This is a genomic window from Blastopirellula sp. SH421, from assembly GCF_057808535.1.
In genome coordinates this window covers 5,469,835-5,495,369 of record NZ_CM173712.1, presented here as the reverse complement: position 1 = coordinate 5,495,369, position 25,535 = coordinate 5,469,835, and the positions used below count along the sequence as shown (strand labels likewise).

Genomic DNA, 25,535 nt, shown 5'->3' with positions numbered 1-25,535 from the left:
GCTGGGAGATCTTGCATGAAATCTGTACACATTTTCGCACTCGCCGCCGTGGCGATCCTTGGTTCGTCCGCAATTGCGGCCAAACCAGAAGACGCCAACTGGTTGCAGTGGCGCGGTCCTCAGCGTGAAGGAAAAGCGACTTCGACCGGCTTGTTGAAAGATTGGGACGCCCAGCAGCCAAAATTGCTTGCAATGGTGGAAGGTCTCGGCGGTGGTTTCGCGAGTGTCTCGATCGTGGATGACATGCTGTACACGACCGGAAACTTTGACAAATCGCAGGGAGTCGTGGCGGTTGATTTGACGACCAATCAGATTGCCTGGAAAACGCCGGTCACCGAATCAATCCCAGAGCATGGGTACGGCGGCTCGCGATCAACGCCGACGATTGATGGCAATGTCTTGTATGTAGTGTTGTCGGACGGCACGGTCGCTTGCTTGGATCGCAGAAACGGCAAAATTCTCTGGACGCGTAGCTTTGAGAAGGAATACGGGGCCAAGCGTCCTAGTTGGGGATTTGCCGAATCGCCGCTGGTGGATGGCAATCTCTTGATCTGTACGCCGGGTTCGGATCAGGCGCTGCTGCTCGCGCTTAACAAAAAGACAGGCAAAGAAGTCTGGGCGACCAAGAATGCCCAACTGGGGAGCAAAGGGAAGGGAGAGGCCGGCTACTCGTCGATCGTCATCGGAAACGGCGCCGGCGTAAAGCAGTACGTCCAGATGACCGGCCGAGGTTTGGTTGGCGTCCGGGCCAAAGATGGCAAGTTCCTCTACAACTACAATGAAGTCGCCAATGACGTCGCGGTGATTCCGACTCCGATTGTGGATGGCGATTATGTCTTCGCTTCTTCTGGCTATCAAACCGGCGCCGGTCTGGTGAAACTGTCCAAGGATGGAGCAGGTGTCAAAGCCGAAGAGGTTTACTTCCTTGAACCGAAGGTCTTCCAGAATCATCATGGCGGCATGGTCAAATTGGGGGATTACATCTATGCCGGCACCAAGCATAACGAGGGTTTCCCCATTTGTATCCAGATGAAGACCGGCGAAGTGCAGTGGGGAGGAGACATTCGCGGCGAAGGCAAAGGGTCGGCGGCGGTTTTGTACGCCGATGGTAACTTTATCTTCCGCTATCAATCGGGTGAGTTGGCTTTGGTTGAAGCGACCCCCAAAGCGTATGTCCTGAAAGGGAAGTTCATGCCCGAGTACCAGGAGCGGGAAAGCTGGGCCCACCCCGTGGTAGCGGGGGGCAAGTTGTACCTACGAGAGCAAGACAAGTTGATGGTCTACGATTTGACTCAGAACTGATGTCAAATTGATATGACTGTCAGTGTGCTCATGAAAAGGCCCGTTCAACCGGGCCTTTTTTTCGTTCTTGGTGGCGAAAATCGGAAAATTTTACCCAGTTGCCCTTTTTGCTGAAACAATTGTTTCATACGCTTGTTTTAATTAGTAAGGATACCATTAGCGGAGCCAGTCGGTGGGAAATGATGATCCAGCCAGCAAGATCCTAGCTGCGGCGCTCGAAGAGTTCTCTGAAAAGGGTTTTCGAGCGGCGACGATCCGGGACATTTGCGCCAAAGCAGGCGTGAACCTGGCGGCCGTAAATTACTACTTTGGAGACAAGAAGAAGCTCTATTCGGCGGTCTTCAAGCAAGCGCATATCGCCACGCATGAAGCCTATCCGATGCCGAGTTGGGACAAAGACGAAAGCCCCGAGACTCGCTTGCGCGACTTTATCCGAGTTTCGTTGCTACGAATGCGTTCGAATACCGACAGCAACGCGTGCCATCGGTTGATGATGCGTGAGTTCTCTCAGCCGACCGGAGTGGTGAAAGAGTTGGTGGAGGAGTTTTTTCGACCTCATCACAAACTGCTGATTTCGATCATGCAAGAGATCGTCGGTCCCCGGGTCCCAGAGTTTCGATTGCATCAACTAGCATTCAGCATGATAGGCCAATGTCTGTTTTACCGGTTCAACCAACCGGTGCTGCAGATGTTGATTCCACCAACGATGTTGGACGAACATTTTGGCACAGAAGATTTGGCGGAATACATCTACCGATTTGTCCTCGCCGCGCTACAACATGGCGGGTGGGACGCTCCGTTTGAGAGTCAGGCTTTGGCGCCCGATTCGACGGCAGATAGCGTAAAGGGAAACCATTGAGATGAGTGATAAGTCCTCTTCGCCACTAAGCATTTTAACGCGAGTCGTGACTCCGCTGGCGATCCTCGGCGCATCGGCGGCGATCATTTTTGTGATTTTCCAGATGCGTAAACCTCCGGAAAAGCAGGAGGTCGAACGCCCGGTGTTGATGGTCTCGACGGCGCCTATCGTCCGGAACGAGGACGGATTGACGTTTCATGTCGACGGTGTTGTCGTTCCCTATCGCGAGATCAACCTCTCTTCCGAAATCGCCGGCCGCATCACTTTTCGTGATGATAAGTTGCGTGCAGGCTCCTACGTCTCCAAGGGGCAGCCGCTATTGGAAATCGATCCGCGCAAGTACGCGTTGGAAGTCGAACGTCTTTCGAAAGAAGTTGACCAAGCCGATGTCGCGATTCGTGAGACAGATGTCGATGTCGAAAACACGCAAGAGCTGATCGTCTTGTCGAAACAAAATCTCGAACTGCAGAAGAAGCAGTTGGCCCGCATGGAATCCCTGTTGGCCCGCAATGCGACTACTCCTTCGCAGTACGAAAGCGAACAGCAAGCTTTGATTACCGCGCAAAATCAATTGCTGCAGCTTGAGAATCAGATCCGCAGCATTGCGTTGCGTAAGCAAGGCCTGGAGCGCGCCAAAGAGTTGGCTCAGGCACGCCTAGAGCAGGCGAAACTTGACTTTGAGCACACGAAAGTGGTTTCGCCGGTAAATGGCGTGATCATCAGTGACGAGGTAGAACAAGACTCCTACGTCCAAGTCGGCACGAACCTCTTTAAGATCGAAGATACCAGCGCCGCGGAGGTTCGCTGCAGCCTACGAATGGACGAACTCGCTTGGCTGTGGCGCAAGCAATTAGGCAAAACGGTTGATCCGCTCGCAACGCGTGGCAGCGAAGATTATCGCTTGCCGCAAGTCCCGGTCGACGTCTCGTATGAGTTGGCCGGACGGCGCTATCAATGGGACGGCGTGCTCTCACGATTTGATGGTTTAGGTCTCGACGAACGAACGCGAACGGCGCCGGTTTTGATTCGCGTCGCCAATCCTGATCAGGTCAAGATGGATGGTCAACTGATCAAGACGCGTGGGCCCTCTGCTTTGTTACGTGGGATGTTTGTTGATGTCAAAGTGCAAGTTCAACCCGAAATGCCGATTTGGCGCGTTCCGGAATCGGCGTTGTCGCTTTATTCGGCCAAAGCGTTGCAAGAATCAATGACTGCCGGCCAAGTCGCCAAGACGCGTACCCACATGGATGAATCGCGTCCGCGCTTTGTATTGTGGTTGGTGCGTGACGGCAAGTTAGAGATTGAGCATGTCGAAGTGTTGGTCATTCAGGACGACTACGCGCTAATCAACGGCGACAATGTCGATCTTCGCGCTGATGACCAGATCGTAATTACTCCGATGGGCTATCCCCGTGTCGGTCTCCCCGTGAAAGTGGAAGGCTAAGTTATGCGAGATTTAGTTCGCTGGGCGATTCGCAATACGCCTGCGATGAATACGATCATGATCAGCGTGATCGGGGTTGGCGTCCTCAGCTTTTTCCTGCTGCGCCGCGAGACCTTCCCTGAGTTTGAGTTAGAAATCGTCTTGGTGACCGTTCCCTATCCCGGCGCGAGCCCGGAGGAGGTCGAGAGCGGCATCTGCGAGAAGATCGAAGAAGCAGTCAAAGATACGGTTGGCATCAAAAAGATGACCTCGGTCGCGAACAACGACTATGGCGCGGTCATTTTGGAATTGAACGCCGACGTCGACGCGCAGCGGGTCTTGAACGAAGTCCGCGGCGACGTCGAACGCATCCCCAGCTTCCCGCTACTAGCCGAAGACCCCGAGGTGCAGCAGATTACGCTCCGCGAATCGGCGATCACGGTCGGCGTTCTAGCGCCTAATGTTGAGAATCCCAGCGCCGAGATGGAATGGCGATTGCGTGAACTGGCCGAGGAAATCCGAGTCGAACTGTTGGCGTTGCCGAACGTCTCGCAAGCCGAGATCTCAGGCGCCAAAGACTATCAGATCGACATTGAGATCGAAGAAGAGACCCTTCGCCGATTTGGGCTGACGCTGAAACAAGTCTCGGAAATTGTGCGGGACGAAAACCTGGAAATGCCTGGTGGATTGATTCGCACCGCATCGCAGGAAGTGTTGGTCCGCGGAGAAAATAAACGGGATATCGGCCGAGAAATCGCCAAGTTACCGCTGATCAAAACGCCAGATGGAGTCGTGCTAACTGTCGGGGATTTGGCGACTGTCCGAGATGACTTTGATGACGTCACGTCGTTCCAGCGCGTGAATGATCGTCCGGCGATTGCGATTTCGGTCAATCGAACTTCTAAAGAAGACCTGATCGTCATCACGGACGAAGTGAAAAAATTTGTCAAAGAGCATGCTGATACGATCCCTGAAGGTTACAGCATGGTGACCTGGGGCGATCAGTCCGAAGAGGTTCGCGATCGTCTCAACACGCTTACAACCAATGGTTGGCAAGGGCTGGTCTTGGTGCTGGTTATTCTGGCGCTCTTCATGAATACGCGCTTGGCGTTTTGGGTCGCGATGGGGATTCCGATCTCGATGCTCGGCGCTTGCGCGGTCTTGCTCTATTTTGGTCAGACGCTCAATATGCTGACGATGTTTTCATTCCTCATGGCGTTGGGGATTGTGGTCGATGACGCGATTGTGATCGGCGAAAACATCTATGCGCATCGTGAGATGGGGAAAAGCTTTCATCGCGCGGCGGTGGATGGAACCGCCGAAGTGTTGCCCTCGGTCGTGATGTCGATTGCGACGACGATATTGGCTTTTGTGCCGATGTTTTTTGTCGCCGGCGTGATGGGCAAGTTTATGGCGGTCATGCCGCTGGCGATGATCGCAATTTTGGTGATCTCACTACTGGAAGCGGCATTCATTTTGCCGTGTCACTTGGCGCACGATAATGATTCGGGAGACTTGATCAACAACCTGATCGACTTTTTCGCCTACCCTTTCCGCCCAATCGGCGCCGCGTTCAATCGCGTGGGGGACTGGACTTCGGCGAGGCTCGATTGGGTGATCGAGAATATTTACCAGCCTGGCTTAAAGTACTCGCTGGCGAATCCTGTCACGATTGTGGCGCTGGCGGTCTCGATCATGGCGATTTCAATTGCGGTAGTTTGGGCAGGATTTGTACCGCTCAATTTGTTTCCTTCGATGGACAGCAAAACGATTGTCGCCAATGTAGGCTTCCCAGACGGAACGCCGGCAGTTTTGGCCGACGAAGCGACCAAAAAGATGGAGGCCGCGATTCGTGCGGTGAATGCCAAGCACGAGGAGCAAGGGGAGACCGTCGTCGAGCTGATCCGGCGCAATGTCGGCTTTGCCCAATTGCGACAAGGTCCGGGACAAACATCGGACCAATTTGGTAGTCATTTAGGAGCAGTCGTCGTTCGTCTCACTTCGCCCGGCTTACGCACGATCAGCAGTTCGCAGCTGATTGAAGAATGGCGCCAAGCGACCGGGCCGATCGTTGGTTCTGACGTGCTGGTTTTCGATTCGCAAGATATCGGGCCAGGCGGTAAACAGATCGAATTCAAACTGTTGACCAGCCCGGCGAATATGCCTCGCTTGGAAGCAGCGGTCGAAGACGCTAAAGCCGAGTTGGCCAAGTCCGCAGGCGTTTACGATATCGAGGACGACTCGTCCCCCGGTAAGATGGAATTGCGTTTGCGGCTGAAGGAAAACGCCCAAGCGATGAACGTCACCGAACGCGATCTCGCCGAAACCATTCGCGCCACTTATTACGGTGACGAGGTGATGCGTTTGCAGCGTGGGCGTCATGAGGTGAAGCTGATGGTCCGCTACCCGCGAGAAGATCGCCGCTCACTGGCCGAGTTCGATCAGATCCGCGTCCGGACCGGCGATGGATCGGAGAGACCGATTACCGAACTCGCGGAAGTGGAAATCGTTCGCCCGCTCAGCGAAATCAATCGCTTGGATCAAAAGCGTTCGATCACGGTCTCAGCCAATGTGAATCAGCGAGTCGCAAACTCCAATGCGATCATCGAAAATCTAAAAAAAGAATACGTGCCAGCGATGATGAAGAAATTTCCTGGCGTGACGATACGCTGGGAAGGTCAGAAAGAACAGCAAAGCGAATCGCTCGGCAGTTTATTTATCGGCACTGGAGTCGCCATGGCGGCGATGTTTGTTTTATTGACGATCGAGTTTAACTCGTACTTTCAACCGTTGATCGTGATGATCGCGATTCCGTTTGGTTTGATTGGCGCGATTGTGGGCCATCTGTTACTGGGACTAGAGTTGACTCTTTTCAGCTTTTTTGGCCTGGTTGCATTATGCGGCGTGGTGGTGAACGACTCGATTGTGCTGGTCGACTTTATTAACCATCGCCTGAACGACGGGCTCCCAATTTATGAGGCGCTGATAGACACCGGCCGCCGCCGCTTCCGTCCGGTGCTGCTGACGTCAATCACCACGATCGCCGGCCTGACGCCGCTGCTGTTTGAGACTTCGCTGCAAGCGCAAGTCTTGATCCCCATGGCGGTCAGTCTCTGCTTTGGCTTGATGGCTTCGACTTTCCTGGTGTTGTACTTAGTCCCGGTCCTCTATTTGATCTACGCCCTGTTGGGAGGCCAAGTCTCTAAGCACGACAAGATCGAATCGACCGAGGAACGCCGGGAGATTGAGAAAGAAAAACTGCTTACGGCCGATGTCAGCTGAACCCGGGCTGAGGGGAATTGAGGTAAGAAGCTCTCCTTTCGCTTGCGAAATGGGAGCTTATATAGCAAGATTTTGAACCTGAACCGGCTCCGTTAGCAAGCTGTATTGATTGGTGTGGCGCATAAAAAAAGGCGACCAAAATGGTCGCCTTTTCAAAAGTGCCGAAGAGAGGACTTGAACCTCCACGGGATTTACTCCCACTAGGACCTGAACCTAGCGCGTCTGCCAATTCCGCCACTTCGGCGTTTTTGGGTCTTGGGATAATCTCCCAAAGACCGCAATACGCTCTACTTGGCTCGTGAGGAGCCGTTGGCAAGGTGTGAATTATAATCAACGATCCCCAAGGGGAAAGGGCCCATGGCGAAAAGGACCCCTCGGGAGAGATTCAGGTTCGCCGCGGCTGTTCTCCGCTAGCTGGCTTTTTTGCCGGTGAACCCCCGTCGCTGGGCCGCTCACCTACTAATAGGTCGGCACGGTGGGGTCGATTTCTGCACTCCACTGCGTGATTCCGCCGGTCATGTTTTGGGTTTGGGCGAAACCGTTTTGGCGCAGCCAGTGGGTGACTCGCAGACTTCGTCCTCCCAGGTGACAATGGACGATGATCGGCAGCTCACGAAAAGGCTCAATTTCTGCGATTCGCTCCGGTAACTCGTTCATCGGGATCAGCACCGCTCCGGCGATCTGGGCAAACTGGTGCTCGTCCGGTTGGCGGCAGTCGAGCAGCAGAAACTTGTCGCCGGAGTCGAGCTTTTGTTTGACCTCGCTGACAGAAACTTCGATTGGGGTGTCGGTCATCGGGCGATCGCCTCCAAAGTATCGAATCAAAACAGATCTCCGATGGTAGTCGGACCGGCCAATGTTCGTCCAGTCCTGCCGCCGGCCCTCCAATGCAACGTGACAAGAGGAAAACGCCCCTTGAACGGCTCTGAGCGAGAATTTTCGTTAGAAGTAGTCCGCACTCTCAAATCGCATGGTCATCAGGCATTGTGGGCCGGCGGTTGCGTGCGCGACATGCTGCTGGGCCGAGAGCCGCAAGACTTTGATGTCGCGACCGATGCGCCGCCGCAGCGAGTGCGTGACATCTTTGGCGAAAAGCGAACGCTGGCGATCGGGGCCGCGTTTGGCGTGATCACCGTCCAAGGAGGCAAGCAGCGCGGACAGATCGAAGTCGCAACTTTCCGGCAAGATGTCGGCTACAGCGATGGTCGTCGCCCTGATGAGGTGCGGTTCACCTCCGCTGCTGAAGACGCCCAACGCCGCGACTTTACGATCAACGGCATCTTTTACGATCCTGACGCCGCCGCGATCTACGACTTTGTCGGCGGCCAGATCGATCTGCGCGATCGCCTAGTCCGCGCAATCGGCGATCCCAATCAACGATTTGACGAAGACAAGCTACGGATGCTGCGGGCCATTCGCTTCTCATCGACCTTTCAGTTTGATCTCGAAATGAACACAATGCGGGCAATCCAGCGTCACGCCCGCAATATCGCCGTCGTTAGTGCAGAGCGAATCGCGGTGGAGATGCGCAAGATGCTCTGCTCGCTGCGACGTGTGACAGCGGTCGTGTTGCTCCGCGATTCGTGGCTCTTTCCCGAGGTCTTGCCTGAGCTGCGTAGTGTCATCGATCACGCGCCGCGGTGGACCGAAACGCTGCGGACCCTACAGTTTTTAACAGGCAATGATTTTGCGACAGCGCTGGCGGCTTTGTTGCGATTTTCGGCGGCACGCCAGCTCCAAAACGGCGATCCATGGAAGCCGATTCCGCTACTTCTTGAAGTTTGTCAGCGGTGGAAGCTGACCAATGACGAAACGAAAGACGTGCAATGGCTGTTGCGTCAGGTCGATGTGCTGCAAACGGCGAAAGCTCAGCCTTGGCCGAGGCTGCAACGTATCTTAGTCGATCCCCGGATTGAAAAATTATTGGATCTAGCGGCGGCGATCACGGAGGCGCGGTTGGAATCATCGGAGCACCTCGATTTTGTTCGTGAGCGACTCCGTTGGCCCCAAGAGCGTCTGAATCCAGCGCCAGTCGCGACCGGAGATGATTTGATCCGGGCCGGACTAAAACCAGGTCGGCATTTTCAGGGATTGCTCGAAGAGATTCGCGATGCACAGCTCCAGGGAGAGATCACCACGCTGGACGAAGCGCTTGATCTGGCCAGAAATCGCCAGCCTACGTAGGTAGCCAATTGAGCCCGAGCGGCTATCATAGCGACGTCGGCAGGCACGTATCCGTATTATCCCGCACGAGAGGCGACTCCATGAGTTTTGCGATTGAATTGCTGCTGCGTTGGGCCCATATCGTTCCGGCGACCATTTTGGTGGGTGGAGCGGTCTATGCCCGATTTGCGCTGGCGCCGTCCGTCGATCCGTTGGCGAATGAGCAAAAAGAATTGCTGAAAGCCGGCGTTCGCGCTCGCTGGATGAAGTGGGTGATGATCTGCGCTTTTCTGCTGCTAGTCAGCGGGATCATCAACGTGGTGCTGATCGCGACCGAGTTCAGTTTTCCGCAAAAGTACTATCATCCGGTCGTCGGCGTCAAAATGTTGGTGGCGATGGTTGTCTTTTACATCGCCAGCATGCTGACTGGGCGCAGCGAAAATGCGGCTCGTTTTCGGCAGAATGAACGCTTTTGGCTGTCGATGAACGCCGGCCTGGCGATCTCGATTGTGCTGATGGGTGGGGCATTGAAAGTGGCCGACCGAATCCCCAAAGCAGCCGCAGAATCGGTTCGAACAGAAGAACCGGAAGTCGCTTCCCCCTCTGCGGTAGAAAATGGTTCGTAGCAGCGGATGGTTTGAGTAAGGTAGAGAATGTGCCAACGCAGGGAGGCTGGCGGATCGTACTGGTCAATTTCTCTTGAAACTTACCTGATGACGCGCCATGAACCGACCGGCTGACGCTCTCTCGATTTTGAAGCAGGCTCGCGAAGCGTTGATCGCGCGTCTGCGGCAGCGTGTGATCGAGGACGCCGAAGATATCTTGTCTGATGCCCGCGGTGAATCGTTCCTAAGCGATATCGAGACGATCTACGACCAGATCGCGACACGCTTAATGCACGTCAATCAGATGATATCCAGCCTACCGCCGGAAATCGCCGGCTTCGAGACCGAAGAAACCTATTCGCTGGATGATGCGACAATCGCGCTAAACGAAAGTTCGTTTCTGTCAGAGCCAGGCCCGCACCTTCCACAGCAGCAAGCGGAGTACAGTCCCAGCGTCCTTAGTGCGCCGGCGCCTGCTTCGCCAGCAAACTTTCAACTGTTTGTCCAGGCGATCGAGTCGGGAGACGTCTCAGCTGCCGGACGATTCTTGTCCGAGTTGTTGCAAGTCGAACCAGAGCGCGGCGAGCAATGCTCGCGGGTTTTTCGGCAGGGCTATCTACAGGACCCAGCGATCCTCTCGAAAGCGATGCAACTGCGCAAAGAGCTGATGGCAAACAATTTCAACAACGCCATCATGCTGCTTTACGAGTGCTTTGGGCTGCAAGGGATGGAGTCGATCGCCGCAATGCAAGCGCTGCGGTCGATACTCTGAGGCTGCGAAGCGGATACTCCCGTTAGAAGACGCAAACCACTACACTGAAGCGAAAAGAACTGAAGCGAAAAGATTTTATCTCGCAGGCACGGGTAGCAACGATGGACAAAAAGGCGAAAAAACGGATCGAAGTGCTGAATAAGAAGATCCAAAAACTGACACAGCAGTTAGCAGGCTCCAAAGAACAATCAGACGACGCCAGAGAAACCGAAAACTTCGAGCAAGAAATGGCCGCCGCCAAAGCAGAAATTGAAAAGCTAAAAGCTAGTTAATCAAAGGGTGGCCCGGGCAGTCTGTCCAAGACTGGCCGGGTTGCTTCAGCAACAAGATGTCGCGCCATTCGCGTCGATCTCACGTTCCAACGACAAACTCATCATCCGTCTCCAAATCCGGCGGCCAGCGAATCGGCAAGCCAACCGATTTCCCCGAGAAATACTAACCTGCGGAACTCCACTTCCAGCGTTCGGCCTGCTCGACAAGTCCGGCGCGTTCGGGATTCCGGTGCATGTAGACAAGTTTCTCTTCGGCCTTCTGTCGCGACCAGATATTAAAGTCGTAGTAGCGGGGCTGCCAAATCGGATCCGATTCGTCAATCTGTTCCCAGTACTTCGGATACTGAGTACGGTAGAGTTGCTTTATCTGATGCGAGGACTGATCTTTCCACTTGTCCATAAACAAGCTGAGTCGGCCATTCTCGGGAAACCAGATGAGCACATGCACATGATCCGGCATGACCACAAACCCTGTGCAAAGACCATCGTGTCGCGCCAACCAACTTCCGAGTTGACCGATCACGATTCGTTTGGCCTGATCCTGCTGGAGAAATGCTCGACGCTTGTAGCAGGAATAAGTTACGAAGTGGAGATGCTTTTGGCTGTCGTAAACCTTTCGATTGACCACAGGGGAGAGCCTGTTTACGAATGGGTAATTTGACTCGTTTTGCAACCGGATGATAAAGCATCTTGTTGCTAAAGCAACCCGGCCAGTCTTGAACAGACTGGCCGGGCCACCCAAATCTCAGTTATCCACGTTTCGTTGCTCTAGCGTCTTGCTGAACCCGGTGCTTCGCTAACGCGGGCTTCGGTGATGCCGTGGTAGACGCCGACTTCGTCGTAGCCGTCGCCGTCCCAGTCGCCAACCGTTGGCAGGTCGTCAGCGTCGCCCAGCATGAAGACCTTGTCGGTGTCATCCTGGTGATGGTTGTTATCGTTATCTAGGATCCACTCGCCGCCGCGATAGACGCCGATTTCATCGATCCCGTCGCCGTTCCAGTCGCCGACAACCGGCACGTCGCCTGCTTGGCCGTAACGAATGCGTGAGTCGACTTCGTCATTCCAGCGACCGTTGCCATCTTCATCCAGGCGCCATTCACCATCTTGGAAGACGCCGATCGTCTGGATGCCGTCACCGTCCCAGTCGCCAACCACCGGATAATTACCAGCGGTGCCGAAGTGGAAGACGTGGTCAATCAAGTCCGAGCGGACCTTGCCGGTCGACGTTAGCTTCATGACGCGGCTTCCCAGGGTCGCTTCATCGGGTTTCGGCGGCAAGTTCTTCGAGACGCCTGTGGTGACGTTGTTCGGAACCGGCAAACCTGGGTCGCTGGCGATCGCTCGAGGATCTCCTGACCAGGCCTTGCCAAAAATTCCGATGTCGTCTTTGCCGTCGCCATCCCAGTCACCAACCACCGGCAAGTCGCCGTCATAGCCAAGCTTGGCCCACAAGTCACCTTCGTCCCAGACGCCGTTGCCGTTGACGTCGACGTACCAGTGACCTTTGTAGTAGATGCCAAAGTCAGTGACCCCGTCGCCGTTGAAGTCGCCCGATACCGGACGTGCGCCCGGCATGCCAAACAACTTGGTGAGGATTTGCTCTGGATCGTTGTCTCCGGCCGATTGCAGTTGCAGCTTCCACTCGGCCTGTTGCAGATCGTTCCCTTCCCAAGGGAGGATCGAGTCGCTAGCCGCCGTGAACCAAACTCCCGGCTCAACGAAGGCGATTTGATCTTTGCTGCGCGGCAAGCCGGCGTTTACTACGCTCAAGTGCCAAGTGACGCCGGTAGCCCCGCCGCTAGAGCTTTGCAGCAGAGGTTGAACAATAAACAACGCCGCTGGCGGAATCAAATCGGCAGGCGCCGGCGCGACCGGTGTGACCAGCGGAGCAAGCGTACCAGCCGGTGGGGCTGGAACCGGAGGTAAAAACGGGGGATTGGGTTGCGCCTTCAACTCGCTGAAGTTATTTTCTTGTGAGTTGGCGCCAATCGGCAGATCGATTAACGCGATCATGTCGTTCAGCGGATCGATCAACAACGTACCGACGCTGACTCCATTCCCTTGATTGAACGAGACGCCTGCGGTGGTGCCGGCGTTGTCGTTACCGTCCGCGTACCCTTCGGGATGGATTTGAAACACGCCGTAAAAGCCAGATTTCAGACCAGCAAAGTGGTAGTAGCCGTTGGCGTCGGTCACCACGCGGATTGGTCCATTGCCATAGGTTCCGCCTAAGATCCGCGGATCGTTCCCCATGATCGGCAAACCGGTGACGCCGTCTCGCAGTTCCAGCGTAACGCCGGCAATCGGCGTGTCATCTGATGTCCGCGTGCCATCTCGTTGCGACAATGCGTCCGCGGGCAAATTGCCATCACTGGTCGTAAAGGTCGCTCCGTCCTGATAAACGTAACCAGAGATCGTCGACGGCGGCAGTTCGCAGAAGTTATGATTGTCGAGATCGAGACCTGAGGTGATGTTAATTCGCGAGATCGTGTCCTGCACCGAGTCATCGGCCAGGCCGTTCAGATCCATTTGATGTCCTTGGAAGTAGCCGGCAGGTTGCGTTTCAACCACCGTATACAAACCAGGCAGCAAGTTGTTGAACTGATAATGACCGTTGGAGTCCGTCACGGTCGTCGCGATGACGTTTCCGCCAGCGTCGATCAGTTTGATCAACACGTTGGAGATCGGCGTTTCGTTCGCGTCAAACAAGCAGTCGTCGTCCGTGTCAGACCAGACATAGCCGCCGATGCTGCCGGGCTTAATTTCACCAAACTTATAGTTGATGCCCGAATCGCCCCACTTCAATTCGATCGATTTGATCTCGTCGCCGGGGTTGGTTGCGGCGCCCACCACAGAGCCAAGGATCGTACCTGCGGCATCTTTACCGTCGAGGTAGCCGTTGGGCTGTTGCTCGACGATGCGGTACGTATCAGCCCGCAAATTGGTGAACAGATAAGTACCATCCGCCGCTGTTGTCTGCGTACCGACCAGCGCGCCGGAGCTGTCGTACAGGTAAACGATTGCTCCGCCGATTCCCTCTTCACCCGGATCCATAGCGCCATCATTGTTCCGGTCGTGATAGACGAAACCGCCGATCTGGGCCGGTAAGTGTTCGCAGAAGTCGTAGTTGATGCCGTGATCGCCCGAGCGGATGATGATCGAGGCCAGCGTATCGTTGACCGTTTTTTGGCCAACCGCGACGCCGTTGATCGTGCCGACATGGTCGCCGCCGTCAATCAAGCCGGGCGGAGTGACTTCGACCACAGTGTAAGTGCCAGGCAATAATCCATTGAAGAAATAGTCGCCGTTGGCGTCGGTCGTCGTTTCGGCGACTAGGTTTCCTTGCGAATCATAGAGCTTCACAACAGCGCCTTCGATCGGCGAGTTGTACGCTTCTTCGCTAAAACAATTCCCGTCGCGATCCGTCAGATGAACCTTACCGGAGATCGATCCCGGCAAGATCTCGCCAAAGTTGTAATTGATGCCGGTATCACCGCTCACCAACGTGATGCCGTCGATTTCATCGCCGGGATTGTCGGCGGCGCCGCGTGTTGATCCACCAACCGTACCGGCGGCGTCTTTGCCGTCGGTATACGGAACCGGTTGCGTTTCGACGATGCGATAGGTGCCTGGGGGCAAACCGACAACTTCGTAGTAGCCATTGTTGTCGGTCGTTACAGAGAAGACTTGGTTGGTGATCGAGTTGATCACTTGAACCGAAACTCCGCCAATCCCCTCTTCGCCTGCTTCCTTCAAGCCGTCGTTGTCGAGGTCATGGTAAACATAACCGCTGATGCTGACCGGTTTGATTTCGCCAAAGTTATAGTTGATGCCGTCATCGCCCCACTTCAGCTCAATCGAATTGATCTTGTCGCCGGGATTGGTCGCGCTGCCGATGGTGATTCCGCCGATGGTGCCGGCAGCGTCCAGCCCGTCTAGATAGTTGGTTGGCTGCGTCTCGACAATTTGATAATTGCCAGCGCGAAGTCCGGTAAAGCTGTACGAGCCGTCCGCATTGGTAGTGGCGGTCCCGACTTGAACGCCGTTGACGTCCAGCAGCACCACGGTCACGCCGCCGATACCTTCTTCGCCTGCATCTTTGATGCCGTCGTTGTCACGGTCGTGATAGACGTAGCCCGCGATGGTCGCCGCTTCGTGCTCGCAGAAGTTATAGTTAACCCCGTCGTCGCCTGACATCAAAACGATGTTAGACAACAAGTCGTTAACGGGGTTAGTTCCTACTTTGATCCCATCGATCTTGCCGACGTGATCGCCGCCGTCAATCAGCCCTGTCGGCGTATATTCACGGACCGAATAGGTGCCCGGCAGCAAGTTGTCAAAGGAGTATTTGCCGTCGGCGTCGGTGGTCGTCGTTTCGATGACGTTGCCGGCAGCGTCCAGGAGTTCGATTTTAACTCCGGCCAACGGCGGAGTAATAATCGTCACGCCGTCGTAACAATTGCCGTCGCGATCGGTCAAGTGGACCGAACCGCTGATCGACGCCGGTTTGATTTCGCCAAAGTTGTAGTTGATGCCTGCCTCGCCGCCCAGCAGCAAGATGCTGACCAGCTTGTCGCCAGGGTTATTGGCCGATCCCATTGTCGACCCGTTGACGGTGCCGGCGGCGTCGATGCCGTCGATATAGGTCGCAGGCTGAACCGTTTCGGTCACGGTGTACATGCCCGGCGGCAACATGGTCGCTTCGTAATAACCGACCGCGTTTGTCGTGACATTGAAGGTGTGCGTTACGCCGTCGACGTCGATGCCGGTGATGGTAATCGCGACGTTGGCAATTCCTTCTTCGCCTGCTTCTTTGACGCCGTCGTTATCGCGGTCGTGATAAACATAACCGCTGATCGCCGCAGGCAACGCTTCGGCGAAATCGTAGTGAATCGCCGAAGTCCCGCCGTTGGTGATCGTAATCTCCGTCAGCATGTCTTTGTTGCCGGAGACGATTTCGCCGATTCCAGCTCCTTCGACGGTACCAGGAATCGCGCCGACGCTAAAATAGCCTGAAGGCTGCGTTTCGCGAATCTGATAGGTGCCTGGCTGCAGGTTGAGACTCGCGCCAAACTCATAGTCGCCTTGGGCGTTGGTAGTGGTTGTGAATCCGGTATTCACATACACTCCGTTGACCTTTTGCCACAGCGAGAGCGATACGCCTGACAGGCCAACTTCGCCGGCTTCCTGAGTCAGGCTAAGGTTGACGTCATGATAGACGCGACCTGAGATGGTGACCGGCAATGGTTGTTGGATCACGCTGCCAAAGGCGCCGTCGGTACGATCCCTGTGACCGGTGGCGTTATCGGACGGCAGATCTAAGCCTGACGCGTTGAGCTTCGCATCGTAGTTGTCATAGTAAATCGTGCTAATTGTCGCGTTGTGATAGTGATCGGCTTTGAACGTACCGATGAACTGAGTTCCTTGAAACTCAGCGCCTGAAGTAACCGGATCGATTAGCTCGACATCGGGATTATTGGGGTCATGAATGATGATTTCGTCCACATCGATCGTGAAGACGAACTCTTCTCCCGCATTGAAACCATCGAAGTCGATAACCAGTTTGGTGCCACCATCGGCCACCGTTACTTTGAAGCTGTCGATCCCGTTGGCCGAGATCAGTTTGAACGGAAACGCACCATCCGCGCCAAGTCCGCCGAGCGCCGTATCAAAAATAACGTCCCCGTTGCTCAATCCCGGCAGATTGCCGAAGTTGCCGATTTGATCCCCATCAATGATGATCTGGGTGAGCTCGGTTCCCGCGGCGCCGCCAGTAAATTTGATCCGGAAGGTATCACCATGGTCGTCGCCGCCCGAGGCGTCTTCTTCCACATAGGTGCCGCCCAATTGAATCGGATCGGCGTCAAAGACGCGTCGATCTTCTAGCGTCTCGACGCTACTGCTACGGAGCGTAGGTCGAGCAGGGCCCTTACGGTTGCGGCCCTTCAGAAGCGAATTAAACATTCGGCGAAGCATTTAGCGCCTCCATGCGTGCGTCATAAGCGGCCATCCTGGCCACAATCGTCGAACTTATTTCGTAAACAAGCTGCCCTGGGGGGATTGTGCGGTTCGTTCCCCCGATTCGATCTTCCAGATCCGAACCGTGGTGTCGAAGCCGCCAGAGACGATCACGTCGTTATAGACGTCGATCGCCGTTACGCTGCCCGAATGCCCTTCGAGCTTGGCGATTTCTTGATGTGTAGCCAGGTCCCACAATCGCAAGCGATTGTCGCTACCGGCCGATATCAACGTCGTGTCATTGATCAACGTCAATGCCATCACTTTCGCCGGTGCGCTGGTCATCGCGGCGATTTCTTTATTGGGTCCCAACTCGGTAACTTTGATCAACCGGTCTTCACTGCAAGAGATCAGTTGGGATGAATCGCCGGAGAAGACCAGCGAGTGAATCCGTTGTCGATGCGATTTGAAATCACCCAGCAGGCGCCCCGTTTGCGTGTCCCAAGTCCGAATCACGCCGTTACGCCCAGCGGCCGCAACGATTGCGCCATCCGGCGAAAAACTAACGCAACGCATATCGTTAATCGGCGCTTCCAATTCGTGCAGCTTTTGTCCCGTAATCGGATCGTGGATCGCAATGGTCGGTCCAAACCCGACAATCGCGAGCATCGTACCGGCTTTGTTAAACGCTAAGTCGGCGACAGCATGCGGAAACTCGCCCATCGATCGTAGTTGGGCTCGTCGTTCGACGTCCCAGAGAATGATGCGGCGGTCATTGCCGGCAGTTGCGAGCGTAGCGCCATCGGGAGAGAACTTGACGGCTCGTACCCAGTCCGTGTGCTCTTCCAGACGATAAATTTCGTTGCCAGAGTTCATCTCGAACACGCGGACGATATGGTCATCGCCGGCGGCGGCGAAGATCCCACCAGTCGGGTGAATCGAAATATCGGAAATCACCGGCGGATGAAGTCGGCCAGGTTCAGGTCGCAACTGAATCGTGCGGTCGAGCTTGACGGTCGGTTCTTGCGCCGAAGCGACGCCTACGATCAAGGCCGCTAGCAAGATTGCGGCGAAGATTCGGATAGACGGAACACGATCCATGCTCATCTTTACCATCCCTCTGAAGTCCAGTTGCTCTGCGCGCAGATGACAGCGCGATCCGTTATCATGTATCGGCACTATTCAGCGTCTGACCGCAGGGGAATGCGTGAAATTATTTCGAACAAGTAAGCCGCGATCATTTATCCAGTCATTCGGATCATCGGTTTTACCTACTTTGCGATGCTGCTAGCTGGGAAATCAAACTGCTGGAAGCGGTCAACCGATAATCTTGATGCAGCGTTCTTGTGACTCATTCGACCAACAGGAAATCCTCATGCAGTCACGAACCATCGCCATCGCCGACATTCATGGATGCGTGCACGCACTCGATGCAGTGCTGGAAAGGATTGTGCCGAACCAGCAAGACACAATTGTCGTTTTGGGGGATTACATCGATCAGGGGTGGGAAGTAAAGCAGACCATCGAGCGTTTGCTGCTTCTAGAGAACGAAACCAATCTGATTCACCTGCTTGGGAATCACGAGGAATTGTTGCTCGCTGGGTTAACTTGCAAAAAGACTCGCACGTATTGGGAGAACAGCGGCGGTACCCGCACGATCAACTCGTACCGTTTCGGCGGTTCGATCGATGATATTCCCGCTGCCCATCTAGAGTTCATCCGCCGCTCTCGTCCCTATTATGAGACAGACAGCTGCCTGTTCGCCCATGCCGGGGTAGAGCCTGAACTACCGCTGGACCAACAGCCCGAGTATTCGTTGCGCTGGAAAGTACTGGAGGTAGACGCCTACGAGTGCCATCACTCTGGCAAGACGTTGTTTGTTGGTCATACCGAACAAAGTAGCGGTGAAGTGCTCAATCTGGGGTGCGTTCACGCTATCGACACTGCTTGTTGGCGCAACGGATGGCTGACCGCGATTGACGTTGACTCGCATCAACTCTGGCAAGCAAGTCGCTTTGGCCAGCTAAGAGAAGGGAAAGAGCTGCCCCCCTCCCCCCCAATGTCTGCCAAGTAAACGGAATAAAGCAGTCGGTTTTCGCTTTGCGGGCGACATTGAACGAGTGTTAGAATTGGGGGCTTACACAAATGGTGCTGACTTGCCCCCTTCGCTCGGAGAGATTTCATGTTGCGACTTGCCCTCACGTTGTTTTTTTCTGTCGCCCTCTTTTGCTCAGCAGCTCAAGCGGAAACGAAAGTCACGCTCACCAAGATGCACCTCTGTTGCGGAATGTGCGTCAAAGCCGTAACGGCCGCTGTCAAAGATCTGCCCGGCGTAAAAGTGGATGTGACTGCGAAAGAGGGGAAGACGGTGGTGACCGCCGCCGATGACAAATCGGCCCAAGCCGCGCTCGACGCGATCTCGGCAGCCGGCTTCCACGCCGCTACCGACAGTAAAGAACTGAAGATGAAAGATGATTCCGGAGTCAAAGAAGGAGTCGTCAAACGTCTAGAGTTAACCGGTCTGCATAACTGCTGCGGGGCCTGTACCAAGTCAATCAAAACAGCGGTCGCCACCGTTGACGGCGTGAAAGCAAATACCGCCAAGCCCAATCAAGAGACGATGGTTGTCGAAGGAAATTTCGACGCCGCCGACCTAGTCGCTGCGTTGTTGGACGCCGGATTTCATGTCAAAGTGAAGCCTTAAGCCGCGTGACCATTCAGCCAGGCATTTGGTTTCCGCGTGATTACTTCGATTCACGCGACAAATTTCGAGCCGTCGGCGATCAGCTCGGCGGCGCGTTGGAATCGCACGCGATTACCTCGGTTGGTCCGCAGGGAGAATCTCTCACGATCGATCTACTGACGCTGGGTGAGCCAAATGCGACTGGCTGTCTTGTCCTCTCAAGTGGCCTGCATGGGTTAGAAGCCCCCTTGGGGGCGGCGATTCAACTCCATTGGATGCAGCGTTTGCTGCGTGAGGGAATACCTGCTCGCGTGCGCATTGTGCTACTGCATGCGATGAATCCTTATGGATTTACGTATCAACGCCGTAATGACGCCGAGAACTGTGACCTGAATCGCTCCTTCTTGCGGCGCGGCGAAGAGCATCGCGGAGCGCCGCGGCTGTATGCGACTCTCGACTCTTTTTTGAATCCCGAATCGCCGCCAGGCGGCTGGGATTGCTTTCGTCTCCGAGCGGCGGCGACTTTAGCCCGCTATGGAATGAACGGCGTCAAGCAGGCGATCGCTGGCGGGCAATATGAATTTCCTCGCGGCATGTTTTACGGGGGCAAGGGACCGAGCGAAACCGAGCGCCTACTAACGCCGCACTGGAAGGCCTGGTTAGGAACAAGTCGCCGCGTGATTCACCTGGATATTCATACCGGACTCGGACGCTGGGCCGAATTGACGCTGCTATCCGTTCCCAGACTTGATTCTGCCTGGCAGCTTCAAGTCGGTCAGGCACTAGGTGGATCCAATTTTGATCGGCACAGCGAGAACGAGGTCGCCTATGAGGCTCGGGGTGATCTTGGTCTCTGGTGCGCAGATCAAGCCGGCGAAATCGACTACGCCTATTACTGCGCCGAGTTTGGAACCTATTCCGCCGTTCATGTCCTGCAAAAGCTGCGGAGCGAAAATCAGGCTCATTTCTGGGGTGACCAAAATAGTCGAGCCTATGCAACCGCAAAGCATGCGGCGGCCGAAGCGTTTTGCCCGCAAAACTCGGCCTGGCGAGAACGGACCGTCCTACGAGGCGAAGCGATTTGTCTGACCGCGGTCGCAAAACTTCAAGAAATGGAGGTTTTGTGATACCGTCGTTGCGAAATTGCCGGAAGTTTGTGCGCAGTTTTGCATCGCTGCGGGAAGTCTGATTCAATTGGATAGTTCCCGCTTATTTTCCCACCTCGGAGATCCACGTCATGTCGCTGCGAACTTCTCGTCGTCGGTTCTTAGTCGCTACTTCGGCCGCACTTTCAGGCATCGGTTTCTATTCGCAACTTCCCGCCGCCGAATCAAAGTCCCCTAACGAAAAACTAAACCTGGCCGGCATCGGCGTGGCAAATCGCGCCAGTGCGAACCTGTCTGGTTGCTCCAGCGAAAACTTTGTCGCCTTGGCCGACATCGATTCAGGCTATTTAGAGCAAGCGACCAAGCAGTTTGGCGCCAAGGGATATGCCGACTATCGCATCATGCTGGAGAAAGAAGCGGACAACATTGACGCCGTTGTCGTTAGCACCGCCGATCATAGTCACGCACCGGCCACCGCGATGGCGATGCGGTTGAAAAAACATGCCTACTGCGAAAAGCCGCTCGCGCACACCGTGTTTGAAGCCCGCACCCTCTCGAATCTGGCGAAAGAAAACAAGCTGGTCACCCAGATGGGGACGCAGATTCACGCAACCGACAACTATCGTCGCGTCGTCGAATTGCTGAACTCCGGCATCATCGGTGACGTCACCAAGGCTCATGTCTGGGTCGGCAAAGGCTGGGGCGACGGCAAATTCTCGTTTGGCAAGCCCGCCCCCAAAAATTTGAACTGGGATCTGTTTCTCGGGTCTGCCCCACAGCGTCCCTACAGCGAAAATGTTCATCCGGCCAATTGGCGCCGTTTCTGGGACTATGGAACCGGCACGTTTGGCGATATGGCTTGCCATTATGTCGATCTGGCATACTGGGCGCTCGACCTGAAGCATCCCGCAAGCGTCTCCGCCACGGGGCCTGAGGTTGACCCGGTCGGCTGTCCTAGCTGGTGCGTCGCCGAGTATCACTTTCCGGCTCGTGGCCAAAAGCCGGCGCTCGATCTCACTTGGTACGACGGTGGCAAGCGACCAGCAGAACTAGCTCAGCTTGCCGACAAAGAGGGCAAACCGCTGAACTGGGGAAGTGGCCAGTTGTTTATCGGCGACAAAGGAATGGTTTTGTCTGATTACGGCCGGCATTACGTGTTCCAAGAGGGCAAGATGGTCGACTTTACGCCGCCAGAGCAGTCGATCCCGGCCTCGATCGGGCATCACCAGGAATGGCTCCAAGCGATCCGCACCGGCGGCCCAACGACCTGCAACTTTGATTATTCAGGTGCATTGAGCGAAGCAGTGTTGCTAGGCACCGTCGCCTATCGCAGCGGCGAAGCGATTCAGTGGGACGCCGAAAATCTAAAGGTCACCAACAACAACCCGCAGGCCCAGGATCTGATCCACAAAGAATATCGCAAAGGCTGGACGCTGTAATCCAGCACAATCTACCCATCGTGAACACGGCGGTTTCGGAGCAATCGGAAGCCGCCGTTTTTTTGTTTGCCGCCCAGGCATAGAAAGGGTAATCTGACACTTCCAAACCCCCACTGGGGGAGTTTAGGCAAGCTGCTGCTCGTCAGCATCGCGCTGGGCGTCCTCATCATGATTGTCGGCGCAGGCGCAAGCGCCAGCGGCGAACAGTAGAGAGCCAATCCAAATTTAGGCACACGCACAAAAAAACGCCAAGCGTTAAAGCTTGGCGTGATAACTTGCAAGGTGATTGAGCGCTAAAACTTAGCCTCGTTTTTCGAGCGGAACAAACTCTCGCTCGGTGGCGCCGGTATAGATCTGACGTGGCCGGCAGATGCGTTTGGTCGGCGAGCCTTGCATTTCTTTCCAGTGGGCGATCCAGCCGGGAAGACGTCCAATCGCAAATAGTACGGTAAACATCTGCACCGGAATGCCGATCGCGCGATAGATGACGCCTGAGTAGAAGTCGACGTTGGGGTACAGCTTCCGTTCGATGAAGTATTCATCGTTCAGAGCTGCAGTCTCTAGCCGTTGGGCGACTTCAAAGATTGGGTCTTTGATCTCCAACTTCGCCAGCAGCGTATCGCACGCTTTTTTGATGATCGTGGCCCGCGGGTCAAAGTTCTTATAGACGCGGTGACCAAATCCCATCAGGCGGAACTTGCTGGTTTTGTCCTTGGCCAGCTTGACGTATTTTTCGACGTTCATGTCGTCGGCGATGATCTTTTCGAGCATCGACACGACCGCTTCGTTGGCGCCGCCGTGTAGCGGACCCCACAAAGCGCTAATCCCGGCCGAAATCGACGCAAACAAGTTGGCGTCAGCCGATCCCACCATCCGAACCGTCGACGTGCTGCAGTTTTGCTCATGATCGGCGTGCACAATCAGCAGCAGATTCAGCGCGCTGACAAAGTCCGGATCCACGTGGAACGGCTCGCTCGGAACCGCAAACATCATCTGTAGAAAGTTTTCGCAGTACGACAGATCATTTTGCGGATAAATGAACGGCTGACCGACCGACTTTTTGAAGCTATAGGCGGCGATCGTCGGCAGTTTGGCTAACAAGCGGTGGATCGATACTTCGACTTGCCGCGGGTCGTGCGGATCAAGCGAATCTTGATAAAACGTCGATAGCCCGCTGACCACTGAGCTGAGAATCGCCATCGGATGCGCGTCACGCGGAAAGCCATCGTAAAACGAACGCATGTCCTCGTGCAGCATCGTGTGTCGGCGAATCGACTTGCGGAAGTCCATAATCTGCTCTTCACTCGGCAATTCGCCGTAGATCAGCAGATACATGACTTCGACAAAATCGCAATTGCCGGCCAGTTGTTCAATCGGATAGCCGCGGTACCGCAAGATGCCCGCCTCGCCGTCGAGATACGTAATCTTGCTAGTGGTCGATCCTGTGTTGACGTAACCGTCGTCCAGCGTGATGAAGCCGGTTTCAGCGCGCAATTTGCTGATGTCGACGGCAGTCTCTTGCTCTGTCCCTTCGACGATCGGTAATTCGATCTCGGTATCGCGGACACGTAGATGGGCGACCTCTGGCATCGACGGCTCCTCCTCGTCCTCAAGTACGACGTACGAAGCGTAAAATAGCGTCGCACGGATGTGAAAGCATGGGTGAGAGATACTCTACCCGATGAATGCGGTCGGCAAAATAGCCGAAGGCGGAATTCACCGCCGCAGCCAGTCGCACAATCACCGATTATACTGCCCAGAGCCGGCTGAGAGGAGGTCCGCCGGTCTAAACCGATATTAGCAGAGCTTATGCTGCTAAATTAACGTCGCTCTTCCGAAGAATCGGATGACGCAGTTTGCGTCTGCTTTTCCTCATCGAAGATCGTCCAGATTGGGGTTCGCTTTCGCACGTCAGCAATATATTCGCTTTGCGCCTGGTTGGCCCGTTGACGTTTAATCTTTTCTTTAATTTCTAATTGCGTGTCCCGAAATGGCTTCACAGAGGCATCCTCTCGCTCGATGACACGGACAATATGGTATCCTTCCGCCGATTCAATAATCTGGCTAAGCCGGTTGGTCGGAAGCGTAAAGATCGCCTGATCGATGGTTTCGTTTTTCAGGCTATTTTGGGTGGTCCAGTCATATAGCCCCCCCTCAGAAGCACGGAAACATTGCGATTCCTTCTTGGCGACAGCATCCAGAGGAGCGCCTCGTAGGACCTGGTTTCCCATTTCGGCGATCGCTTGTTCCGCTTCTGCTTTGCTCGAAAACTTATCAAAGCGGACCATCAATTGCTCCCATTTAGCACGGGCGGGGCTCTCGTAGTCGGCTATATGCTCGTGGTAATAGTCCAACATTTGCTGGTGGGTAACTTCCGTGTCCGGTTTGACGTGCGTCTTCAATTGTTGTGACGCGACAATCTGTTCCAGAAAAAGCCGCTTCTTCTTTTCCAGCGAAGAGCCTTCTTTGCGGAGTACGATATCCAGTTCGGCCGGCGTTTGGACCTCAAATTGCTCCAGATCGTTTTGCATCTGGTACTCCGCGTATTGCGAATCGAGATGCCCTTGCATCTCTTTCAGCTTGTCGCGCGGGATCGTTCTAATGAAATCAAGATAGATCATTTTGGTGTCAATCAAGCCCGGCAGCAGTTCTCGCAGCGCCATTTGGCGTTGCTCTTCGAGGACTTCGTCGGTGACCTGCTTGCGCTGCTCTTCTGGTAGTTCTGCGATCCGTTTGAGCAACGCTTGATTCACTGGTCCCAGAATATCGCCTGCCAAAATCGGCTGGCCACCAACCAACGCAATAATCTTCGCAGGCGTAAATACCTTGTCATCGTTGACACGCGCCGTGACCGGTCCTCTGGCCTGTGCTGCGGCAGGATCTGTGACCGGATCTGCGGCCGGCAAATTCTCGATAATCGCTGATTGTGGCGGTAGATATTGATTGGCGACCGGCGGCGCATAACCGCCAGGCGCATAGCGATTGGTCGAGACCGAGGGCGCCGCCTGGCCGTATTGACTTGCCGCAGGTTGATCTGGTCCCGTTGATATTGGTTGCCTTGCAGGCGGATAGGCACTCGCCGGCGGCGAATTGGTTACGATCGGCGGCGTTGGATTCGCCGAAGGTTGATTCGACCAGGCCGCCGCGCCTTGTTGATATTGCGGCGCCTGCCAGGGCTGCGTAGTCCCGTTGATGGAACCGCCAGAATAGGCCGGCGCTGAATAGGCCGGCATTGTGTTGGCTTGTGGCGTGTGATTCGCCGAAGACGGTTCGTCGCCGATATACGTCGGCTGAGCCCGCTTTGTTTGCTGTTGCGTGTAGCCCGGTGCGCCATAGGGATTGCTCGGATAGGGGAGCGGCGTCGTGGGCGCCGTCGTCATGGGCGCAGCAGCGCCGGGGGCCGCGGCAACGCGATACTCAGGGGCCGCAGAGCCTCCACGGTTCTTGAACGGATCAACCGGCGCAGCATCGTTCGATTTGCGGCTCCAGGGGAGCCATGAACGGAACGTACTTCCCTGCGCATGCAATTGTGCAGGCTGCGCGCACCAAGGAGCCGAGCCGAACGTTGACAATGCGAACGCCGTGAAGAAAACGAAAATCGAACTGCGGCGGATCAAGGAACCCTCCGTGCAGGCAGCTATCAGGCCCGAGCGAGTTTGGCTGGCAAATCT

18 protein-coding genes and 1 tRNA gene are annotated in these 25,535 nt (G+C 55.2%); 12 read left to right on the top strand and 7 right to left on the bottom strand.

Going from position 1 to position 25,535, the window contains the following annotated elements:
* Positions 1-15: 15 nt before the first annotated feature.
* From SH421x_RS22185 to SH421x_RS22170, 4 genes are all read left to right on the top strand, one after another.
* Positions 16-1,302 carry a PQQ-binding-like beta-propeller repeat protein gene (locus SH421x_RS22185; protein WP_488852204.1) on the top strand — a complete coding sequence of 429 codons (1,287 nt, stop codon included), beginning with the start codon at positions 16-18 and terminating at the stop codon, positions 1,300-1,302.
* A gap of 172 nt (positions 1,303-1,474) precedes the next feature.
* A complete protein-coding gene (locus SH421x_RS22180; protein WP_488852203.1) occupies positions 1,475-2,161 on the top strand; it encodes a CerR family C-terminal domain-containing protein in 687 nt (228 codons plus the stop codon).
* Position 2,162: 1 nt separating this feature from the next.
* A complete protein-coding gene (locus tag SH421x_RS22175) occupies positions 2,163-3,605 on the top strand; it encodes an efflux RND transporter periplasmic adaptor subunit (protein ID WP_488852202.1) in 1,443 nt (480 codons plus the stop codon).
* A gap of 3 nt (positions 3,606-3,608) precedes the next feature.
* The gene (locus SH421x_RS22170) at positions 3,609-6,866 is read left to right on the top strand and encodes an efflux RND transporter permease subunit (protein WP_488852201.1); all 3,258 of its coding nucleotides are present in this window, start codon (positions 3,609-3,611) and stop codon (positions 6,864-6,866) included.
* Between the two features lie 159 nt (positions 6,867-7,025).
* On the opposite strand, the gene SH421x_RS22165 is transcribed toward SH421x_RS22170, so the two are convergent.
* Together SH421x_RS22165 and SH421x_RS22160 are read right to left on the bottom strand one after the other, a co-directional pair.
* Positions 7,026-7,110, bottom strand: a tRNA-Leu gene (locus SH421x_RS22165).
* 215 nt (positions 7,111-7,325) lie between these two features.
* Positions 7,326-7,661 carry a rhodanese-like domain-containing protein gene (locus SH421x_RS22160; protein WP_488852200.1) on the bottom strand — a complete coding sequence of 112 codons (336 nt, stop codon included), beginning with the start codon at positions 7,659-7,661 and terminating at the stop codon, positions 7,326-7,328.
* Positions 7,662-7,781: 120 nt separating this feature from the next.
* Here SH421x_RS22160 and SH421x_RS22155 point away from each other — a divergent pair, with 120 nt between their 5' ends.
* The 4 genes from SH421x_RS22155 to SH421x_RS22140 all read left to right on the top strand — a co-directional run bounded on the left by SH421x_RS22155 (position 7,782) and on the right by SH421x_RS22140 (position 10,678).
* Positions 7,782-9,050 carry a CCA tRNA nucleotidyltransferase gene (locus tag SH421x_RS22155; RefSeq protein WP_488852199.1) on the top strand — a complete coding sequence of 423 codons (1,269 nt, stop codon included), beginning with the start codon at positions 7,782-7,784 and terminating at the stop codon, positions 9,048-9,050.
* An 80-nt stretch (positions 9,051-9,130) separates the two neighbouring features.
* Positions 9,131-9,655, top strand: coding sequence for a hypothetical protein (locus tag SH421x_RS22150; protein WP_488852198.1), 525 nt, complete (start codon positions 9,131-9,133; stop codon positions 9,653-9,655).
* A 97-nt stretch (positions 9,656-9,752) separates the two neighbouring features.
* Entirely contained in the window at positions 9,753-10,406 is a 654-nt protein-coding gene (locus SH421x_RS22145; protein ID WP_488852197.1) for a hypothetical protein, read from the top strand.
* A 101-nt stretch (positions 10,407-10,507) separates the two neighbouring features.
* A complete protein-coding gene (locus SH421x_RS22140; RefSeq protein WP_488852196.1) occupies positions 10,508-10,678 on the top strand; it encodes a hypothetical protein in 171 nt (56 codons plus the stop codon).
* A gap of 163 nt (positions 10,679-10,841) precedes the next feature.
* Here SH421x_RS22140 and SH421x_RS22135 read toward each other — a convergent pair whose 3' ends face one another.
* The 3 genes from SH421x_RS22135 to SH421x_RS22125 all read right to left on the bottom strand — a co-directional run bounded on the left by SH421x_RS22135 (position 10,842) and on the right by SH421x_RS22125 (position 17,743).
* Complete coding sequence (locus tag SH421x_RS22135) at positions 10,842-11,306, bottom strand: REP-associated tyrosine transposase (RefSeq protein ID WP_488852195.1); 465 nt, start codon at positions 11,304-11,306, stop codon at positions 10,842-10,844.
* Positions 11,307-11,446: 140 nt separating this feature from the next.
* Complete coding sequence (locus SH421x_RS22130) at positions 11,447-16,654, bottom strand: MSCRAMM family protein (RefSeq protein ID WP_488852194.1); 5,208 nt, start codon at positions 16,652-16,654, stop codon at positions 11,447-11,449.
* Between the two features lie 54 nt (positions 16,655-16,708).
* The gene (locus SH421x_RS22125) at positions 16,709-17,743 is read right to left on the bottom strand and encodes a WD40 repeat domain-containing protein (protein ID WP_488852193.1); all 1,035 of its coding nucleotides are present in this window, start codon (positions 17,741-17,743) and stop codon (positions 16,709-16,711) included.
* Between the two features lie 268 nt (positions 17,744-18,011).
* Between SH421x_RS22125 and SH421x_RS22120 the strand changes: the two genes are divergently transcribed.
* From SH421x_RS22120 to SH421x_RS22105, 4 genes are all read left to right on the top strand, one after another.
* Positions 18,012-18,710, top strand: a complete 699-nt coding sequence (locus SH421x_RS22120) for a metallophosphoesterase (RefSeq protein ID WP_488852192.1) — start codon at positions 18,012-18,014, stop codon at positions 18,708-18,710.
* Between the two features lie 108 nt (positions 18,711-18,818).
* Positions 18,819-19,340 carry a cation transporter gene (locus tag SH421x_RS22115; RefSeq protein WP_488852191.1) on the top strand — a complete coding sequence of 174 codons (522 nt, stop codon included), beginning with the start codon at positions 18,819-18,821 and terminating at the stop codon, positions 19,338-19,340.
* Positions 19,341-19,345: 5 nt separating this feature from the next.
* Complete coding sequence (locus SH421x_RS22110; protein WP_488852190.1) at positions 19,346-20,446, top strand: M14 family metallopeptidase; 1,101 nt, start codon at positions 19,346-19,348, stop codon at positions 20,444-20,446.
* Positions 20,447-20,556: 110 nt separating this feature from the next.
* Positions 20,557-21,864 (top strand): Gfo/Idh/MocA family protein, encoded by a 1,308-nt coding sequence (locus SH421x_RS22105; RefSeq protein WP_488852189.1) that lies wholly within the window; start codon positions 20,557-20,559, stop codon positions 21,862-21,864.
* A 300-nt stretch (positions 21,865-22,164) separates the two neighbouring features.
* On the opposite strand, the gene SH421x_RS22100 is transcribed toward SH421x_RS22105, so the two are convergent.
* Both SH421x_RS22100 and SH421x_RS22095 read right to left on the bottom strand, forming a co-directional pair.
* On the bottom strand, positions 22,165-23,454 hold the full coding sequence (locus tag SH421x_RS22100) for a citrate synthase (protein WP_488852188.1): 1,290 nt from the start codon (positions 23,452-23,454) through the stop codon (positions 22,165-22,167).
* Positions 23,455-23,684: 230 nt separating this feature from the next.
* Positions 23,685-25,481, bottom strand: a complete 1,797-nt coding sequence (locus SH421x_RS22095; RefSeq protein ID WP_488852187.1) for a peptidylprolyl isomerase — start codon at positions 25,479-25,481, stop codon at positions 23,685-23,687.
* Between the last annotated feature and the right edge of the window lie 54 nt (positions 25,482-25,535).

Bases quoted from the DNA above. Each gene is read 5' to 3' on its own strand.
- SH421x_RS22185 (WP_488852204.1), top strand. From the start codon at position 16: ATGAAATCTGTACACATTTTCGCACTCGCCGCCGTGGCGATCCTTGGT.
- SH421x_RS22175 (WP_488852202.1), top strand. From the start codon at position 2,163: ATGAGTGATAAGTCCTCTTCGCCACTAAGCATTTTAACGCGAGTCGTG.
- SH421x_RS22170 (WP_488852201.1), top strand. From the start codon at position 3,609: ATGCGAGATTTAGTTCGCTGGGCGATTCGCAATACGCCTGCGATGAAT.
- SH421x_RS22160 (WP_488852200.1), bottom strand. From the start codon at position 7,661: ATGACCGACACCCCAATCGAAGTTTCTGTCAGCGAGGTCAAACAAAAG.
- SH421x_RS22150 (WP_488852198.1), top strand. From the start codon at position 9,131: ATGAGTTTTGCGATTGAATTGCTGCTGCGTTGGGCCCATATCGTTCCG.
- SH421x_RS22145 (WP_488852197.1), top strand. From the start codon at position 9,753: ATGAACCGACCGGCTGACGCTCTCTCGATTTTGAAGCAGGCTCGCGAA.
- SH421x_RS22140 (WP_488852196.1), top strand. From the start codon at position 10,508: ATGGACAAAAAGGCGAAAAAACGGATCGAAGTGCTGAATAAGAAGATC.
- SH421x_RS22130 (WP_488852194.1), bottom strand. From the start codon at position 16,654: ATGCTTCGCCGAATGTTTAATTCGCTTCTGAAGGGCCGCAACCGTAAG.
- SH421x_RS22125 (WP_488852193.1), bottom strand. From the start codon at position 17,743: ATGAGCATGGATCGTGTTCCGTCTATCCGAATCTTCGCCGCAATCTTG.
- SH421x_RS22120 (WP_488852192.1), top strand. From the start codon at position 18,012: ATGCAGTCACGAACCATCGCCATCGCCGACATTCATGGATGCGTGCAC.
- SH421x_RS22115 (WP_488852191.1), top strand. From the start codon at position 18,819: ATGTTGCGACTTGCCCTCACGTTGTTTTTTTCTGTCGCCCTCTTTTGC.
- SH421x_RS22105 (WP_488852189.1), top strand. From the start codon at position 20,557: ATGTCGCTGCGAACTTCTCGTCGTCGGTTCTTAGTCGCTACTTCGGCC.
- SH421x_RS22100 (WP_488852188.1), bottom strand. From the start codon at position 23,454: ATGCCAGAGGTCGCCCATCTACGTGTCCGCGATACCGAGATCGAATTA.